Here is a 14,591-nt window from a genome sequence, read left to right as displayed (position 1 = left end):
TCTTCATGACTGGGCGCGCTTTCTCTGCTGTCGCGATGTGCATCACCTGCCTGCTCCTGTCTGGTCCGCGCGCCATCGGACAGGAGCAGGCCCCGTCCGCCTATCGGATCAAGCCGTCCGACGTCGCGGTGCCGCCCGACGTGAAGCTTGGCGAATACCAGCGGACCACGCGTCCGTTCGAGAACTGGACGCTGATCTGCGACGAGAACCTGCAGGCCAGGAAAAAGTCTGCAACATCAGCCAGTCCTTTATCGACCAGAACCAGGCCCAGATCTTCAGCTGGTCGCTCGCAGCTGACGAGAAAGGCAAGCCGTTCATGATATTGCGCGCTCCCAGCGCGACCGGCGCGGGCAGCAAGCTTTCGCTCAACATTGCCGGCCGCAAACAGCCGGTCGACGTTCAACTGCAGGCCTGCGACGCGTCAGTTTGCGTCGGCTACCTGCCGGTAGGCCCGGTCCTTCGCGAGCAGATCGGCAAGGAGACCACCGTCCATGTTTCCTATTCCCTGCCATCGGGAACGGCCGTCAGCCTCGATGCGCCTTTCAAGGGGCTTAAGACCGCCCTTTCGACGATTAAGTAGAAGACTAGGCAAGTAGAAGACTGGGCAAAGTAGAAAGACCGGACAATGACCCGCCAATCCATCGAGGAGAGAATCCTGACCCGCCCCGAGCCCGTCCCGTCGCAGTCGCCGCCGGCGAATCCGCAGCCCGCGCGGTCGGCCTGGCGCGTGTTGCGAAATGCAGCCCTGCTTGGCGCGTTCGCCATGCTGGTCGCGGCGGCGGTCGTCGCCGCGTTCCGTTTCTATCCCGCGCTTGGCACATTCGTTGCCGGCACCGCTTCAGCACAATCGCAAGCAGCCGCCGAGACCAAGCCTGAGACCGGCAAGCCCGTGGCGGGAGATGCTTCGGCCGGCAACACGCCGTTCCAGACGCATGCGAACCAAGCCGGCGTCCACACCTGCGCCAACCTCTTTGCCGCGCTCGGACAGGCGCTGACGACAGGTTCGACCTATTCGATCGAGACGCAATGGGACAAAGCCTCGCCGGACGCCCACACCCTGCAGGCGGTTGCCGGAATGAGCTACGACCTGCCGGACTACAAGACGCAGGCTGCCGGCGTCGTCTTCGCTTCGCCGGTCGGCCAGACCTGCGAGGGCAGCCTGGTGCGCGTCGCTCCTTTCCAGAAGTCCTGCCAGCAAGTCGCGCAGACCCTGCCGAAGGGAAGTGTAGCTGCGGACAATCTTTCGAATGCGATGCTTTTCAACCTGGCCGACAATGGTGGGCAGGCGCTGCTCGTCCCGAACGGAAACAGCTGCATCGTCGTCTCGGTCGCGCGCATGGCCGGTTAGCGGCCGGTGTTGCGATGAGTTCATGAATAGCCACAAACGGAGCACGAATATGCCGTTCACTCGTCGCCTCTCGTTCCCGCTGCTTGCCGCCCTGGCCGCATTTACGATCGCGGGCCACGCCGCCGACCTGGTTTCGCCGCCGCCGGTGCAGACCGACGAGGAAAAAGGCATCTGGGGTGCGATCGCCTATTCGCCGGACGATGGTCGGCACGGCTTCTTCTGGGGCGCCGACAAGAGGCAGGAAGCGGAGGACATCGCGCTCAAATATTGCCAGAATGCCAACGGCGCCGGTTGCCGGGTGGTCGAAGTATTCCGCAACCATCGCCATTGGGACGATGATGACGGCACCGGCTTTCCCTATGAGCATTGCGCGGCGCTGTCGGTCGGCAAAAGCCGTGGTCCGGCAACGCCGTTCTGGGGCGCTGCGTCCGCCACGACCCGCCACGAGGCGGAGGACAAGGCCACGGCGCAATGCGGCGGCGAGCAAAGAGAGTGCAAGATCCGCGAGTGGGTCTGCACCTGACAGGAGAGTCCCGTGGCGCCAATCAGAGGGCGGGGCGCCTGGCTATGGCAAGTCCGACGCCGAGCGCGATCATTGCTCCGCCGGATGCTTCCCGCAGGCGCCGTATCGCGCCCGAGCGCCCTGCAGCGCCTTGCCTGATGCGGCTCGCCGCAAAAGCGACCACGACATCGGCAAGCGTGTTGAGCGTCACCGATATGAAGCCGAGGATCATGAACTGCAGGGCGACGTGGCCGGCGCTCAGCTTCACGAATTGCGGAATGAAGGCCAGGAAGAAGGCGGCCGTCTTCGGGTTCAACGCCTCGACCAGCACGCCTTCGCGAAACGCGCGCCGGGCGCCGACGGCAGGCGCCGGCGTCCCGCCTTCCAGCATCGTCTTTGCCTCGTGGCGCGCGGACTGGAAGGTCCGAAAGCCCAGCCAGACGAGGTAGACGGCGCCGATCAGCTTCAGCGCCGTGAACAGCTCCGCGCTGGCGAGCACGAGGGCTGAAACGCCCAGGCTGCCGGCAAGCACGTGGACCATGCCGCCCAGCCCCGTCCCAAAACTCGAGGTAATGCCTTCCGCGCGTCCTCCAGCCAGCGTGCGCGCGGCGACATAGAAGATGCCCGGCCCCGGTGTAATGGCGAGCAGAAACGCCGCGGCAAAGTACAAGGTGAAAGGGGCCAGATCTGGCATGTTGGCCTCGCTGGCTATGATGTCGGCGGTCACAGAGGAATGAGCGGCGCGACCTCGCGGTCGGACGGCCGCTCGCTTGCCGCCAGGCCGGCAAGCACACCGGCGCGGTCGGCGGCGTTGCGGTTCTGGCTCATCTTGCGCTTGCCTTCGAGCCTCGTGATCGGCATGCGCAGCCCGACAATACCCTTCAACTGGGATTGGATGAAATCCGGCGGCGCGTCCGACACGGCCCAGGGCGCGGCGCGCCCACCCTCATGCAGATTGGTCAGGCGCGTCACGACTTCGAGCAGCCTGTCGGCGTCCTCGAAAAATTCGATCGGCCCATGGGCGTGGACGGCGACGTAGTTCCAGGTCGGGACGACCTTCCCGGTCTCCTGCTTGGTCTGGTACCAGGCCGGCGTCACATAAGCGTCCGGCCCCATGAAGATCGCCAGCCCATCCCCCAGCGGCGGCGCGCGCCAATGCGGATTTGCCTTTGCGACATGGCCGTAGATCACGCCATGCTCGCCCTCGCTGTCGTCAAGGAAAAGCGGCAGAGGCGTCGCCAGCGGGCCATCGGCCGTGGCGGTGACCAGAATTGCCAGCCGCGCCTCGCGGATCGTGGCCGTGAGGCTCTCCCTGTCGTCGTCGCGAAAGGCGGGCGGCGTGTACATGACAAAAACTCCTTGCGTTGCAAGAAAAGATGCCGGATTTCTGGCTTGCTTGGAATATCCAGTTTTGAAGGTTTTGTGTGGTCCAGTTGAAGCGGGACGGTGTCGCGCGCCAGATCATCGCGGCGATCAAGGAGCAGATCCACTGCGGCTCATATCGGCCGGGCGATCGCCTGCCGTCGACGCGGGCCTTCGCGGCCGAGTGGGGGGCGTCGCGAACCACGGTAACGGCCGCCTACAATCAGCTCGACGCCGAAGGCTATCTGATCATCCGGCATGGCGCGCGCGCCATCGTTGCCCCAGGGCTGGAGAGGGTATCAGGAGAGGTGCCTGTCGCATCCGCTTCGCCACGCAACCTCTCTGCATTCGCGAGACGGTTGCTGGCCCTGCCTCCGCCGGCGGAAGCGCTGCCCGCCCAGATTGCGGATTTCCGCTATGGCGACCTGTCCGGAGCGGACTTCCCGGTGCTGGCCTGGCGGCGGGCGTCGAACAAGGCCATCCTGCGGCGCCCCGCGCGGCTGCGTTATGGCGATCCTCACGGATCTTCGGTTCTGCGCAACGCGGTTCAGGCCTATCTCTGGCGCGCCCGCGGCATCAATTGTACGCCGGACCAGATCGTCATCGTCAACGGCTCGCAGCAGGGGCTGGACCTCTGCGCGCGGCTGCTGCTCGACCCCGGTGACCCCTTTGTGATCGAGAACCCGGGCTATCCCCTGGCACGTCACGCCTTCGTGGCGGCCGGAGGCATAGCTCTACCCGTCGATGTCGACGCCGATGGGCTAAGGACGGATTCGCTGCCGCCGGCCCGGCTCGCCTATGTGACGCCTTCGCATCAGTTTCCGCTCGGCGGCGTGCTCTCGGCGACACGGCGGCAATCTCTCCTGGCCTGGGCCGCTGGCATGGCGGCCTATGTTGTGGAGGACGACTATGACGGCGAATACCGCCACGATATCAGCCCCATTCCGCCGCTGCAGGCTCGCGACGCGGACGCGGTCATCTATGTCGGGACACTGTCCAAGACGCTGTCGCCCACCTTGCGGCTCGGCTATCTCATCTTGCCGGTCAGCCTGCGCCAGGCATTCAGCGAGGCGAAGCGACTGACCGATCGGCATGCTCCGATGCTGGAGCAGGAAGTGTTGGCCGAGCTGCTGACGAGCGGCGCTTACGAGCGTCACGTCCGCAGCATCCGCAGAAAAAACGCCGAGCGCAGAGATATCCTGCTGCAGGCGTTGAGCGACCGACTGGGGCTGCGGGTCACGGTTGCCGGAGCCGATACCGGTCTGCATGTCGTTGCCTGGATGAACGGCATCGGTGCCGAACGCGAACCGGCGATCATCGCTGCGGGTCGCGACGCCGGGATAGGCCTCTATCCTGTGTCACCGCTCTATGATCCGAGCGGGCCGCGACCCGAAACGGCCGGCTTCATTCTGGGTTACGCCGGGCTTGACGCGGAGGCGTTGCGCCGTGGCGTTGCGGTGCTGGCCACCATATTGGCCAAGCACCGCTGACCGGCCGGTGCATGTCGCCCAAAAGTGTGCAGCGGTTTTGGGAAAACGGCATGCACAGGAACAAGGGCTCAAAGCGCATCGCGCTTTGAGCCGGTCAGAAAATCTCGTTGGTGAGCCGCTTCACCGGGCCAAGCAGGACCGAACCCGTCGGCACGCCATTGTCGATCGGAATGGCCTGCCGGTCCGGCGTGTCAGCCTCCGGCGCGCCGACATTGGCCGTCACGACGACCGGCGTCTTGGTCGGCACGCGGTCGTAGAGGTCGATGATGTCCTGGTTCATCAGGCGAACGCAGCCCGACGACACGGACTTGCCGATCGAGAACCATTCCGGCGAGCCGTGCAGGCGATAGAGCGTGTCCTTGTTGCCCTGGAAGAGGTAGAGCGCACGCGCGCCGAGCGGGTTCTTCAAGCCGCCGGGCATGCCGCCATTCTTGGAACTGTATTGTGTCAGTTCAGGCTGGCGCGCGACCATCTCATCCGGCGGCGTCCATTTCGGCCATTTCTGCTTCCACTGCACGACAGCGTCGCCCGACCATTCGAAGCCGGCGCGGCCAAGGCCGACGCCGTAGCGGATCGCCTGGCCGCCTTCGCGCACCAGATAGAGGAAGTGGTTGGTGGTATCGACGACTATGGTGCCCGGACGCTGTCCGGTCGGATCGGGAACGATCTGGCGCAAGAATTGGTGATCGATCTTCTTGATCGGAATGGCCGGCAGGTCGAAGCCATTGTCCGACATCGGGCCGTACATCGTTTCATAGTCGCCGAGCGGCGGCTCGACATAGGCCTGCGGTGGCGGCGTTTGGATGGGAGCAGGGCCTTGATCACTGGTGGTGGTGCAGGCGGAGACCGCAACCGACGCAGCGCCAAGGGCTGTGAAATTGAGGAAGCCACGGCGGCTGATGCGGAAGGAAGCGTCTGACATGATTGCCTTTTCTAGGTCTTAATTCGCAAAAAAGCATGAATCCGAAGGCACAGCGCCGGTGGCATCCATAACAATCGACAGCGATAGGCGGTTCCAATTCAGGCCTGACAGTGGACAGAAAAAGGCGAAGCTGTGATCGCGCCACAGCTGTTGCACTGCAGCAACAGCGGCTCACACTCCCGCCAGCAGCCCTTCAAGCGAGGGCAGGATCAGCCCGGGCGGGAAATCCCGGTACTCGTCGGGCTGGTTGGCGCGGTTGATCCACACCGTGCGGAAGCCGAACTTGGCAGCGCCTGCAATATCCCAGCGGTTGGACGACTGGAACGACACCGCGCCGGGGTAGAGCCGCCAGCCGGTGACGACCATGTCGTAGACCGATGGATCGGTCTTGAAGCGCTTGACCTGGTCGACTGAAAAGACGTCGTCGAGGATCTGGTCGAGTGCCGCCGATTTGACCGCGGCGTTGAGCATCTCCGGCGAGCCGTTGGACAGGATGGCGAGCTTGGCGCCCGATGCCTTGAGCGCCTTCAGCACCGCCGGCACTTCCGGGTAGCAGTCGAGCCGCCAATAGGCTTCGAGCAGTTTGGCCTTGAGCGCCGGTTCGGCCGAAGGCACCTTCTTCAGGGCGAAGTCGAGCGCCTGCTCGGTCAATTGCCAGAAATCGGCATAAGAGCCCATCAGCGTCCTGACCCAGGAATATTCAAGCTGCTTGGCGCGCCAGATGTCCGACAGCAATTGCCCGTTCGGTCCGATCTCGCCGGCATGGCGGCGCACGGCGGCATGCACGTCGAACAACGTGCCGTAGGCGTCGAAGACATAGGCCGCATGGTGCATGGAGAAGAGTTTTGAGGCGAGGAGGGGCGTCGCGCAAGCGCTGATTTCAGGCCAAGTGCCTCTGGCCTCAACGAATTTCACCCATGTCGGTTGACGCCGCCCGCCAAAGCATCGTCCTATGCCGGCCTGCAATCACCCACGGGATGACGAACGATGACATTGGCGGCAGCAGCGCTAACCGCGACTTGGACCTATGTGGACGGCGACTGGTACGAGGGCAACGTCGCCATACTTGGACCGCGCAGCCATGCCATGTGGCTCGGCACCAGCGTCTTCGACGGCGGCCGCTGGTTCGAGGGCGTGGCGCCGGACCTTGAGCTGCATGCAGCGCGCGTCAACGCATCAGCCACCGCGCTTGGCCTGCAACCGTCGATGACGACCGAAGAGATCGTCGGTCTGACCTGGGACGGCTTGAAGAAGTTCGACGGCAAGACCGCCGTCTATATACGGCCGATGTACTGGGCCGAACATGGCGGCTATATGGGCGTGCCGGCCGATCCCGCATCGACCCGCTTCTGCCTCTGCCTCTATGAATCGCCGATGATCCCGCCCTCCGGCTTCTCGGTCGGCGTCTCGCCGTTCCGGCGCCCGACCTTCGAAACCATGCCGACCAACGCCAAGGCCGGCTGCCTCTACCCCAACAACGGCCGCGCCATCCTCGAGGCCAAGAACCGCGGCTTCGACAATGCGCTGGTGCTCGATATGCTGGGCAATGTCGCCGAGACCGGCACGTCCAACATCTTCCTTGTCAAGGACGGCCATGTCATCACGCCGGCCGCCAATGGCACGTTCCTGTCCGGCATTACCCGCGCCCGCACCATCAACCTGCTTGGCGATTATGGGTTCAAGACGACGGAAAAGGCGTTGTCGATCCGCGATTTCCTTGAAGCCGACGAGATTTTTTCGACCGGCAACCATTCCAAGGTCGTGCCGATCACGCGCATCGAAAACCGCGATTTGCAGCCCGGGCCGGTGGCCAAGAAGGCGCGCGACCTCTATTGGGATTGGGCCCATTCGACGCCCGCCGCGTGAGCCGCCGGAGCGTTTCACCGTTTTCACGAAAAACAGCGAACCGCTTCGCCTCTCTATTTTTAAGCGATTCCGGGCGGAAAACCGTTTCACACTTTTCCTGGAATTGCTCTAAAAGTCGCTCGGCGCTCCATTCCGGAGTTGCCCCGACCCATTCCAGACCTATCTTACTCCGGTAGTTTCACCGGCTTTTTCCACGAGGGAGTACACCCATGGCTTTTGAATTGCCCGCTCTGCCCTACGACTACGAGGCTCTGCAGCCTTACATGTCGAAGGAGACGCTGGAGTATCACCACGACAAGCACCACAAGGCCTATGTCGACAACGGCAACAAGCTCGCCGCCGAAGCCGGAATGGGCGACCTGTCGGTCGAAGAGGTGGTGAGGCAGTCCTTCGGCAAGAATGCCGGGCTCTTCAACAACGCCGCCCAGCACTACAACCACATCCACTTCTGGAAGTGGATGAAGAAGGGCGGCGGCGGCAACAAGCTGCCCGGCGCGCTGCAGAAGGCCGTCGACAACGATCTGGGTGGCTATGACAAGTTCAAGGCCGACTTCATCGCCGCCGGCACCACCCAGTTCGGCTCCGGCTGGGCCTGGGTATCGGTCAAGGACGGCAAGCTCGCTATCTCCAAGACCCCGAACGGCGAGAACCCGCTGGTCCACGGCGGCTCGCCGATCCTCGGCGTCGATGTTTGGGAGCATTCCTATTACATCGACTACCGCAACGCGCGGCCGAAATACCTCGAGGCCTTCGTCGACAGCCTGATCAACTGGGACCACGTCCTGGAGCTGTACGAGAAGGCCAAGGGTTGAGCTTTTAGCGAAAAGCCCCGGCATGCCGGGGCTTTTCTTTTCTGACGAGGCGCTAGCAAAAGCGGCCTGTAAAATCGTCACGAAGAAAGGGAATAATCCCACTGCGACGCCCGTTAACGTGTTGAGCAATTCCAGGAAAAGTGTGGAACGGTTAAGTTCGGCGACTTCGCCGTAACCCTCCGTCCGGAATTGCGCCAAACAAGGAAATAAGCATTTCACCGCGAAACGGTGAAATGCCTTGGTCGCGAACTCTCTTCATCACGGAGCCAATTGAATGAGAAAGCTTGTTGTCGCCATCTCTATGCTCGCCTTTGCCGGCACGGCCGCCTATGCCGATCCGATCAAGGACCGCCGGGACCTGATGAAAGAGCGCGGCAATCTTGCCGGCCAGATTTCGAAAATGGTCAAGGGCGAGACGCCTTTCGACGGCGCCGCCGCATTGGACGCACTGAAGGCGATGCAGGCCAATGCCGAGAAGTTCGATGTCGACACGCTATTCCCGGCCGGTTCCGACAAGGGCGACACCACCGCATCGCCGAAAATCTGGGAAGACATGGCCGGCTTCAAAGCGGCCGGGGATAAGTTCCTGGCCGACACCAAGGCCGCCGCCGCTGCCGCGCCGGCTGATGCCGCCGCCCTGAAGACGCAGCTCGGCGTGCTCGGCGGCGACTGCGGCGCCTGCCACCAGACTTACAGGATCAAGAAGAGCTGATCGCCTGACATGGCCTGGCTGAAGAAGCTTGCCGGCGCCGTCATCGTGCTTGGCGGCGCCGGAGCCGCCGCCGGCTGGGTCCTGTCGGCGCCGGTCAGGCTTGATGCCGCGACTGTCGCGCAGCTCGGCCCCGGCGACGCCGCCAAGGGCAAACGCATCTTCTATGCCGGCGGCTGCACCTCCTGCCATTCCAAGCCCGGCGCCGAAGGCGACGCCCGGTTGGAACTGGTCGGCGGTCTGGAGCTCAAGACGCCGTTCGGCACCTTCGTGCCGCCCAACATCTCGCAGGACCGGAAGGACGGCATCGGCAGCTGGAGCGAAGAGGATTTCGCCAACGCCATGCTGAAGGGCGTCTCGCCCTCCGGACAGCATTTCTATCCGGCCTTTCCTTATGTGTCCTACGCCCGCATGAAGCCGGCCGACATCGCCGACCTCTATGCCTTCCTGAAGACGCTGCCGGCGGTTGCCGGCAAGGCGCCGGATCACAAGCTGTCCTTCCCCTTCAACATCCGCCGCGGCATCGGCCTGTGGAAGCTTCTCTATCTCAGCCCTGAGCCGGTAATCGCGCTGCCCGCCGGCGCGCCGGACAACGTGCTGGCCGGCCGCTACCTGGTCGAAGGCCCAGGACATTGCGGCGAGTGCCACACGCCGCGCGACTTTGCCGGCGGCGTCAAGAAGACTGAGTGGCTCGCGGGTGCGGTCGCTGCAGAAGGCTCGGGCGTCGTGCCCAACATCACCTCGGCCGGGGGCGGCGTCAAGGACTGGTCGGACGCCGATATCGCCAACTATCTCGAAACCGGTTTCACGCCCGAATTCGATTCCGTCGGTGGCGCCATGGTCGAGGTCCAACGCAACATGGCGCAACTGACCGCCGACGACCGCGCCGCGATCGCCGCCTATCTCAAGGCGGTGCCGCCGCACCCGAACGGCTATCCGGCACGGAAGCCGGCGAGCTAGCTGGACCCAGCGGCTTTGGCCACCCGCGCCTTACAGGTGGCGGTCGCCGAGAAAATCGAAACCGCCGTCGAAGAAGTGGTTGTAGTTGCAGGTCAGTTCCTCGCCGGCCGCGATGTCGCGCAGCGCATAGGTTTCCTCCGGCGTGGACACGTCGCAGTTCGGATCGTCGTCATGGTTCATGTAGCGTGCGTCATCGGCCTCGAAGACGATGAAGCTCGGGTCGCGCCGATCCGGGTAGGAATAACGGTCGAGATAGGATTTCACCGGACCTGTCTGGCTCTCGTAGGTGTCGACGGGAATGCGGCGGTCGAACCTTGCGTCGAGCTTCCAGACCAGGGTGCCCTTGGCGATGCGGTTCTTGGCGAAGACGCCGATGCCCTGGATGGCGGATTTGTCGAGATAAGTGTCGACGAGCAGCATGATAGACCTTGTAAATGAATGCGCGGCGCGGCCCTGAAACAGGCCGCGCCCAAATGGACGGCGCCCAAATGGACGGCGCACTGCGTAACGCGCGCGCCTGGCAATTGCGAGTGGAAAATCAGGCCTTGCCGGTCACTTTCAAGGCATAGGCGTAAATGTAGGCGATCTCCTCCAGCCGCGAGAACCTGCCAGATGCGCCGGCATGGCCGGAGTCCATGTTGATCTTGAACAGAACCGGGTTGCCGCCCGCCTTGCGCTCGCGCAGCTTCGCCACCCATTTCGCCGGTTCCCAATAGGTGACGCGCGGGTCGGTCAGGCCGGCCAGCGCCAGGATCGGCGGGTAATCGAGCGCCGCCACATTGTCATAGGGCGAATAGGCGGCGATCGTCTTGTAGTCATCGGCGGACGCGATCGGGTTGCCCCATTCGGGCCATTCCGGCGGCGTCAGCGGCAGGCTGGCGTCGAGCATGGTGGTGAGCACGTCGACGAACGGCACTTCGGCGACGATGCCGCCGAAGTCGCCCGGCGCCATATTGGCGATCGCGCCCATCAGCATGCCGCCGGCCGAGCCGCCTTGCGCCACGACGCGGTCGTGCTGCGTGTAACGCTCGGCGACGAGATGGCGTCCGCAGGCGATGAAATCGGTAAACGTGTTCATCTTGTGCGAGCGCTTGCCGTCGTCATACCAGCCATAGCCCTTGTCCTTGCCGCCGCGCACATGCGCGATGGCGTAGACGAAGCCGCGGTCGACCAGCGAGAAACAATTGGTGTTGAACGCTGCCGGCACGGTGATGCCGTAGGAGCCGTAGCCATAGAGCAGGCAAGGCGCCGAGCCGTCGAGCGGCGTGTCGCGGTGATGCAGAAGCGAGATCGGCACCAATTCGCCATCGGCCGCCGGCGCCATCAGCCGGCGGGTGACGTAATGGTCCGCATCGTGGCCGGAGGGCACTTCCTGCGTCTTCAGCAAAACGCGTTCGCGCGTGCGCATGTTGTAGTCGAAGATCTGCGCCGGCGTCGTCATCGACGAATAGGTGAAGCGCATTGTCTCGGTGTCGTATTCGTAAGAGCCGGACAGGCCGAGCGAGAAGGCCTCCTCGTCGAAGGAGATGAAGTGCTCCTCGCCGCTTTTGCGGTCGCGCACGACAATGCGCGGCAGGCCGTCCTTGCGCTCCAGCCTGACCATGTGATGCTTGAAACCGAGCACCGACAGGATCAACCGTCCCGGCTCGTGCGGCACCAGTTCCTGCCAGTTGGCGCGCACCGGGTTTTCGACCGGCGCGGTCATGATCTTGAAATCCTTGGCGCCGTCGGCATTGGTCAGGATGAAGAAGACGTCGCCGCCTTCCTCGAGATCGTATTGCAGCCCGGTTTCGCGCACCGCCACCAGCCTGGGCTCAGCGGTTGGATCGTCGGCCGGCAGCAACGGTACTCCGACGTCTCATGGTCGTTGATGCCGATCATGATCCAGTCATTGGCACGCGTGCCGCCGACATCCATGAAGAAGCCGTGATCGGTCTCCTCATAGATCAGCCGGTCGTTTTCATGCTTGTCGCCGAGCGCGTGGAAGAACACTTTCGACGGGCGATGGTTGTCGTCGAGCCTTGTGTAGAAGAAGCCGTCATCGCCGGCGTTCCATACGCCGCCGCCACCGGTATCGGGAATCTGGTCGGCGAGTTCCTTGCCGCTCGCAACATCGCGCACGCGCAGCGTGAAGAACTCCGAGCCCTTGTCGTCGAAGGCCCAGAGCAGCCTCTTGTGGTCGGCCGAATGATCGACGCCGCCAAGGCGGAAATAGGCCTTGCCCTCGGCTTCCACGTCGCCGTCGAGCAGGATCTCGTCCGCCCCGCCGTCGCGCGGCGTGCGGAAATAGCGCGGCTGCTCGCCGCCTTGCCGGAACGACGAGCCATAGGCGAAAGGCCCGTCCTTCGTCGGCACGGTCGAATCGTCCTCCTTGATGCGGCCCTTCATCTCGGCAAACAGCTTGCCGCGCAGCTCCGCCGTGTCGGCCATCAACAGTGCCTGATAAGCGTTCTCGGCCTCGAGATGGGAGCGGATCCGGCCGTCGAGCAGGGAAGGGTCCCGGAACACCGCCTGCCAGTTGTCGGCCCGCATCCAGGCGTAGTCGTCGCTCCGCGTGATGCCGTGATGCGTATCGGAGACCGGATGTTTTTCTGGGATCGGCGGGGTCGCGATCGGGAAGGCTGAAGCTCTGGTCATTACGTCTCGCTGCGGAATTTGCTTGAATAACGAATGAACGCGCCGCTCAGCGGCCGTTCAAGGGTGGGATGCAAAGTGGTCTACAGAAGGTAAGTTCAAGGGGAATAGATGAAATCCTGTGCTCGCATAGTCGTGGCCGTCGCTGTTGCCGCGACGCTTCTGGCGTTTTCGGCCCAATCTCATGCAACCGCATTCGCCGCCTGGCAAGTGACGGGCGTGCCCTTCGGCGACACGCTCAATGCCCGCAAATACCCTTCCAACGCATCGCAGAAGCAGGCCGCCTATCCGAACGGCACGGTGCTGCAGATGACTGGACGCTGCACCGGCGGCGTGAACCTGCTCGACATCGCCGGTCAGCCGAAATCGAAGCAGCGCCAGACGATCCGCTACCGCTGGTGCGAGGTCTGGCACGATCCGGCGCAGAACGGCAACTTCGTCACCGGCTGGGTCTACGGCAAATACATCGCGCCCTATTGAGGATTTCTATTGCCTTGCGGTTGGGCTGACACAGATATTCATGCGCGCGGTGCACGGCAGGATTCCAGGCAGGCATAAAATGGGGGTTCAAGCATTGGCCAAGCATTGAGTACAGCGTGCAGTTGCGCCCGGATGTCTAAAGCGCGACTGACGCAACGTCAGGGCATGCCTTTGCGGCGGGAGAAATCTCGCGAAGTTACACGGTGCACGAATTTTTGAAGCTGAATCAGCAATATTTGATGAATATCGGTGAATAGAAGTCAATATGCGAATTGACTTACTTGCAACTCGGCGGCATGAAGATAACCGACGCGAATCGCCGGGCCTTTCCTGATGAAATTCGCGCGATGCCCGTTCCTAGAAAAAGGGCGCAGTTTTTAGAAACAACTCTCGTTGGGGCTTTAGAACTATGGAAATCGTCGAAACACCTTCGAAAAACGGTGATGCACTGATCGAGCTGACCGCCGATGTCGTCGCCGCCTATGTCAGCAACAACCCGGTACCGGTTGGCGAACTGCCAAACCTGATTGCCGATGTCCATGCCGCGCTCGGCCGTGTCGGTGGCACGCCGGAGCAGCCGTCGGCCGAGAAGCAAAAGCCGGCCGTCAACCCGAAGCGTTCCGTGCATGACGACTATATTGTCTGTCTTGAGGACGGCAAGAAATTCAAGTCGCTGAAGCGTCACCTGATGACCCACTACAATCTCACGCCCGAAGAATACCGTGAGAAGTGGGGCCTCGACGCCAACTACCCGATGGTCGCTCCCAACTATGCGGCTGCCCGTTCGCAGCTCGCCAAGAAAATGGGTCTCGGCCGCAAGCGCAAGGGCCGCTGACAAGTCAGCGCCTAGCTGACAAGCCAGCGCATAAAGCAGTTCGACGGCGCCCTTGTGGCGCCGTTTTGCATTAGAAGGTTCCCTGGTGTGTCGTTCGGTTCGGATCAGGCCGTCTGCTTCAACGCGGCTTCCGCATCGCGCTTGATGCGCTTGACCATCGAACGCAGGCCGTTGGCGCGCTGCGGCGACAGATGCTCGTCGAGGCCGAGCTCCTTCAGCGTCGCTTCGGCATCCGTCTTCTGGATTTCGCTTGCTGGCCGGCCCGAAAACAGCGCCAGCATGATGGCCACAAGGCCGCGCACGATATGGGCGTCGGAATCACCCCTGAAGCTGATCACCGGGTCGGCACCGGCGGCCTGTTCCGTGGTGAGCCACACCTGGCTGACGCAACCTGGCACCTTGTTGGCCGCGGTGCGCTCCTCATCGGGAAAGGGCGGCAGGCTCTCGCCGAGCTCGATCACATAGCGATAGCGATCTTCCCACTCGTCGAGCAGGGAAAAGTCGTTGCGGATGGTTTCGATCGAGGCGGTCATTGTCCCGCATATAGTGACGCGGCGCCGTCGCGTCACGGAAAAGAGAGCGCCGCGGGCGTCGAGAGGTCGGACGGGCCCGCGGCGTGAGCAATTCCAGGAAATGTGTGAAACCGTCCGGAGTTGCAACAAACTGAAGAG

General features: G+C 63.0%; 15 protein-coding genes and 2 pseudogenes. 10 read left to right on the top strand and 7 right to left on the bottom strand.

What is annotated here, in order from left to right; genetic code table 11:
- The first annotated feature begins 5 nt into the window (after nucleotides 1–5).
- The 3 genes and pseudogenes from ACVDG8_RS07295 to ACVDG8_RS07285 all read left to right on the top strand — a co-directional run bounded on the left by ACVDG8_RS07295 (nucleotide 6) and on the right by ACVDG8_RS07285 (nucleotide 1,871).
- Nucleotides 6–580 (top strand): annotated as a pseudogene (locus ACVDG8_RS07295) (invasion associated locus B family protein).
- A 45-nt stretch (nucleotides 581–625) separates the two neighbouring features.
- A complete protein-coding gene (locus ACVDG8_RS07290; protein WP_447254113.1) occupies nucleotides 626–1,348 on the top strand; it encodes a hypothetical protein in 723 nt (240 codons plus the stop codon).
- Nucleotides 1,349–1,397: 49 nt separating this feature from the next.
- Nucleotides 1,398–1,871, top strand: a complete 474-nt coding sequence (locus ACVDG8_RS07285) for a DUF4189 domain-containing protein (RefSeq protein WP_447254112.1) — start codon at nucleotides 1,398–1,400, stop codon at nucleotides 1,869–1,871.
- Nucleotides 1,872–1,893: 22 nt separating this feature from the next.
- Here the strand turns inward: ACVDG8_RS07285 and ACVDG8_RS07280 are convergent, their stop codons facing one another.
- Both ACVDG8_RS07280 and ACVDG8_RS07275 read right to left on the bottom strand, forming a co-directional pair.
- Nucleotides 1,894–2,544: a LysE family translocator gene (locus ACVDG8_RS07280; protein ID WP_447254111.1), complete on the bottom strand. Its 651-nt coding sequence runs from the start codon at nucleotides 2,542–2,544 to the stop codon at nucleotides 1,894–1,896.
- 29 nt (nucleotides 2,545–2,573) lie between these two features.
- Nucleotides 2,574–3,197: an FMN-binding negative transcriptional regulator gene (locus tag ACVDG8_RS07275; RefSeq protein WP_447254110.1), complete on the bottom strand. Its 624-nt coding sequence runs from the start codon at nucleotides 3,195–3,197 to the stop codon at nucleotides 2,574–2,576.
- A gap of 77 nt (nucleotides 3,198–3,274) precedes the next feature.
- Here ACVDG8_RS07275 and pdxR point away from each other — a divergent pair, with 77 nt between their 5' ends.
- Nucleotides 3,275–4,702: a MocR-like pyridoxine biosynthesis transcription factor PdxR gene (pdxR, locus tag ACVDG8_RS07270; protein ID WP_447254109.1), complete on the top strand. Its 1,428-nt coding sequence runs from the start codon at nucleotides 3,275–3,277 to the stop codon at nucleotides 4,700–4,702.
- A 94-nt stretch (nucleotides 4,703–4,796) separates the two neighbouring features.
- Here pdxR and ACVDG8_RS07265 read toward each other — a convergent pair whose 3' ends face one another.
- Both ACVDG8_RS07265 and ACVDG8_RS07260 read right to left on the bottom strand, forming a co-directional pair.
- Nucleotides 4,797–5,624: a L,D-transpeptidase family protein gene (locus ACVDG8_RS07265; protein WP_447254108.1), complete on the bottom strand. Its 828-nt coding sequence runs from the start codon at nucleotides 5,622–5,624 to the stop codon at nucleotides 4,797–4,799.
- Nucleotides 5,625–5,795: 171 nt separating this feature from the next.
- Nucleotides 5,796–6,458, bottom strand: coding sequence for a haloacid dehalogenase type II (locus ACVDG8_RS07260; protein WP_447254107.1), 663 nt, complete (start codon nucleotides 6,456–6,458; stop codon nucleotides 5,796–5,798).
- 153 nt (nucleotides 6,459–6,611) lie between these two features.
- Between ACVDG8_RS07260 and ACVDG8_RS07255 the strand changes: the two genes are divergently transcribed.
- The 4 genes from ACVDG8_RS07255 to ACVDG8_RS07240 all read left to right on the top strand — a co-directional run bounded on the left by ACVDG8_RS07255 (nucleotide 6,612) and on the right by ACVDG8_RS07240 (nucleotide 9,971).
- The gene (locus ACVDG8_RS07255) at nucleotides 6,612–7,490 is read left to right on the top strand and encodes a branched-chain amino acid aminotransferase (RefSeq protein ID WP_455707603.1); all 879 of its coding nucleotides are present in this window, start codon (nucleotides 6,612–6,614) and stop codon (nucleotides 7,488–7,490) included.
- Between the two features lie 209 nt (nucleotides 7,491–7,699).
- Complete coding sequence (locus ACVDG8_RS07250; protein ID WP_447254106.1) at nucleotides 7,700–8,302, top strand: superoxide dismutase; 603 nt, start codon at nucleotides 7,700–7,702, stop codon at nucleotides 8,300–8,302.
- Between the two features lie 274 nt (nucleotides 8,303–8,576).
- A complete protein-coding gene (locus ACVDG8_RS07245; RefSeq protein WP_447254105.1) occupies nucleotides 8,577–9,014 on the top strand; it encodes a c-type cytochrome in 438 nt (145 codons plus the stop codon).
- A 9-nt stretch (nucleotides 9,015–9,023) separates the two neighbouring features.
- Nucleotides 9,024–9,971: a c-type cytochrome gene (locus tag ACVDG8_RS07240; protein ID WP_447254104.1), complete on the top strand. Its 948-nt coding sequence runs from the start codon at nucleotides 9,024–9,026 to the stop codon at nucleotides 9,969–9,971.
- A 30-nt stretch (nucleotides 9,972–10,001) separates the two neighbouring features.
- Here ACVDG8_RS07240 and ACVDG8_RS07235 read toward each other — a convergent pair whose 3' ends face one another.
- Both ACVDG8_RS07235 and ACVDG8_RS07230 read right to left on the bottom strand, forming a co-directional pair.
- Complete coding sequence (locus ACVDG8_RS07235) at nucleotides 10,002–10,391, bottom strand: SET domain-containing protein (protein ID WP_447254103.1); 390 nt, start codon at nucleotides 10,389–10,391, stop codon at nucleotides 10,002–10,004.
- A gap of 118 nt (nucleotides 10,392–10,509) precedes the next feature.
- Nucleotides 10,510–12,608: pseudogene (locus tag ACVDG8_RS07230) on the bottom strand (S9 family peptidase).
- Nucleotides 12,609–12,716: 108 nt separating this feature from the next.
- On the opposite strand from ACVDG8_RS07230, the gene ACVDG8_RS07225 reads away from it, so the two are divergent.
- Nucleotides 12,717–13,085, top strand: coding sequence for an SH3 domain-containing protein (locus tag ACVDG8_RS07225; RefSeq protein ID WP_447254101.1), 369 nt, complete (start codon nucleotides 12,717–12,719; stop codon nucleotides 13,083–13,085).
- Nucleotides 13,086–13,494: 409 nt separating this feature from the next.
- Nucleotides 13,495–13,920: a MucR family transcriptional regulator gene (locus ACVDG8_RS07220; RefSeq protein WP_447254100.1), complete on the top strand. Its 426-nt coding sequence runs from the start codon at nucleotides 13,495–13,497 to the stop codon at nucleotides 13,918–13,920.
- 104 nt (nucleotides 13,921–14,024) lie between these two features.
- Here ACVDG8_RS07220 and ACVDG8_RS07215 read toward each other — a convergent pair whose 3' ends face one another.
- The gene (locus ACVDG8_RS07215) at nucleotides 14,025–14,453 is read right to left on the bottom strand and encodes a SufE family protein (protein ID WP_447254099.1); all 429 of its coding nucleotides are present in this window, start codon (nucleotides 14,451–14,453) and stop codon (nucleotides 14,025–14,027) included.
- Nucleotides 14,454–14,591 lie beyond the last annotated feature (138 nt).

Source organism: Mesorhizobium sp. ORM8.1 (genome assembly GCF_053005525.2).
Note: the sequence above shows the minus strand (reverse complement) of the source record. Positions and strands in the feature narration are given on the sequence as shown.

Excerpts from the sequence above, each read along its gene's own strand:
- ACVDG8_RS07290 (WP_447254113.1), top strand. The coding sequence starts at position 626 with ATGACCCGCCAATCCATCGAGGAGAGAATCCTGACCCGCCCCGAGCCC.
- ACVDG8_RS07285 (WP_447254112.1), top strand. The coding sequence starts at position 1,398 with ATGCCGTTCACTCGTCGCCTCTCGTTCCCGCTGCTTGCCGCCCTGGCC.
- ACVDG8_RS07280 (WP_447254111.1), bottom strand. The coding sequence starts at position 2,544 with ATGCCAGATCTGGCCCCTTTCACCTTGTACTTTGCCGCGGCGTTTCTG.
- ACVDG8_RS07275 (WP_447254110.1), bottom strand. The coding sequence starts at position 3,197 with ATGTACACGCCGCCCGCCTTTCGCGACGACGACAGGGAGAGCCTCACG.
- ACVDG8_RS07265 (WP_447254108.1), bottom strand. The coding sequence starts at position 5,624 with ATGTCAGACGCTTCCTTCCGCATCAGCCGCCGTGGCTTCCTCAATTTC.
- ACVDG8_RS07260 (WP_447254107.1), bottom strand. The coding sequence starts at position 6,458 with ATGCACCATGCGGCCTATGTCTTCGACGCCTACGGCACGTTGTTCGAC.
- ACVDG8_RS07255 (WP_455707603.1), top strand. The coding sequence starts at position 6,612 with ATGACATTGGCGGCAGCAGCGCTAACCGCGACTTGGACCTATGTGGAC.
- ACVDG8_RS07250 (WP_447254106.1), top strand. The coding sequence starts at position 7,700 with ATGGCTTTTGAATTGCCCGCTCTGCCCTACGACTACGAGGCTCTGCAG.
- ACVDG8_RS07245 (WP_447254105.1), top strand. The coding sequence starts at position 8,577 with ATGAGAAAGCTTGTTGTCGCCATCTCTATGCTCGCCTTTGCCGGCACG.
- ACVDG8_RS07240 (WP_447254104.1), top strand. The coding sequence starts at position 9,024 with ATGGCCTGGCTGAAGAAGCTTGCCGGCGCCGTCATCGTGCTTGGCGGC.
- ACVDG8_RS07235 (WP_447254103.1), bottom strand. The coding sequence starts at position 10,391 with ATGCTGCTCGTCGACACTTATCTCGACAAATCCGCCATCCAGGGCATC.
- ACVDG8_RS07225 (WP_447254101.1), top strand. The coding sequence starts at position 12,717 with ATGAAATCCTGTGCTCGCATAGTCGTGGCCGTCGCTGTTGCCGCGACG.
- ACVDG8_RS07220 (WP_447254100.1), top strand. The coding sequence starts at position 13,495 with ATGGAAATCGTCGAAACACCTTCGAAAAACGGTGATGCACTGATCGAG.
- ACVDG8_RS07215 (WP_447254099.1), bottom strand. The coding sequence starts at position 14,453 with ATGACCGCCTCGATCGAAACCATCCGCAACGACTTTTCCCTGCTCGAC.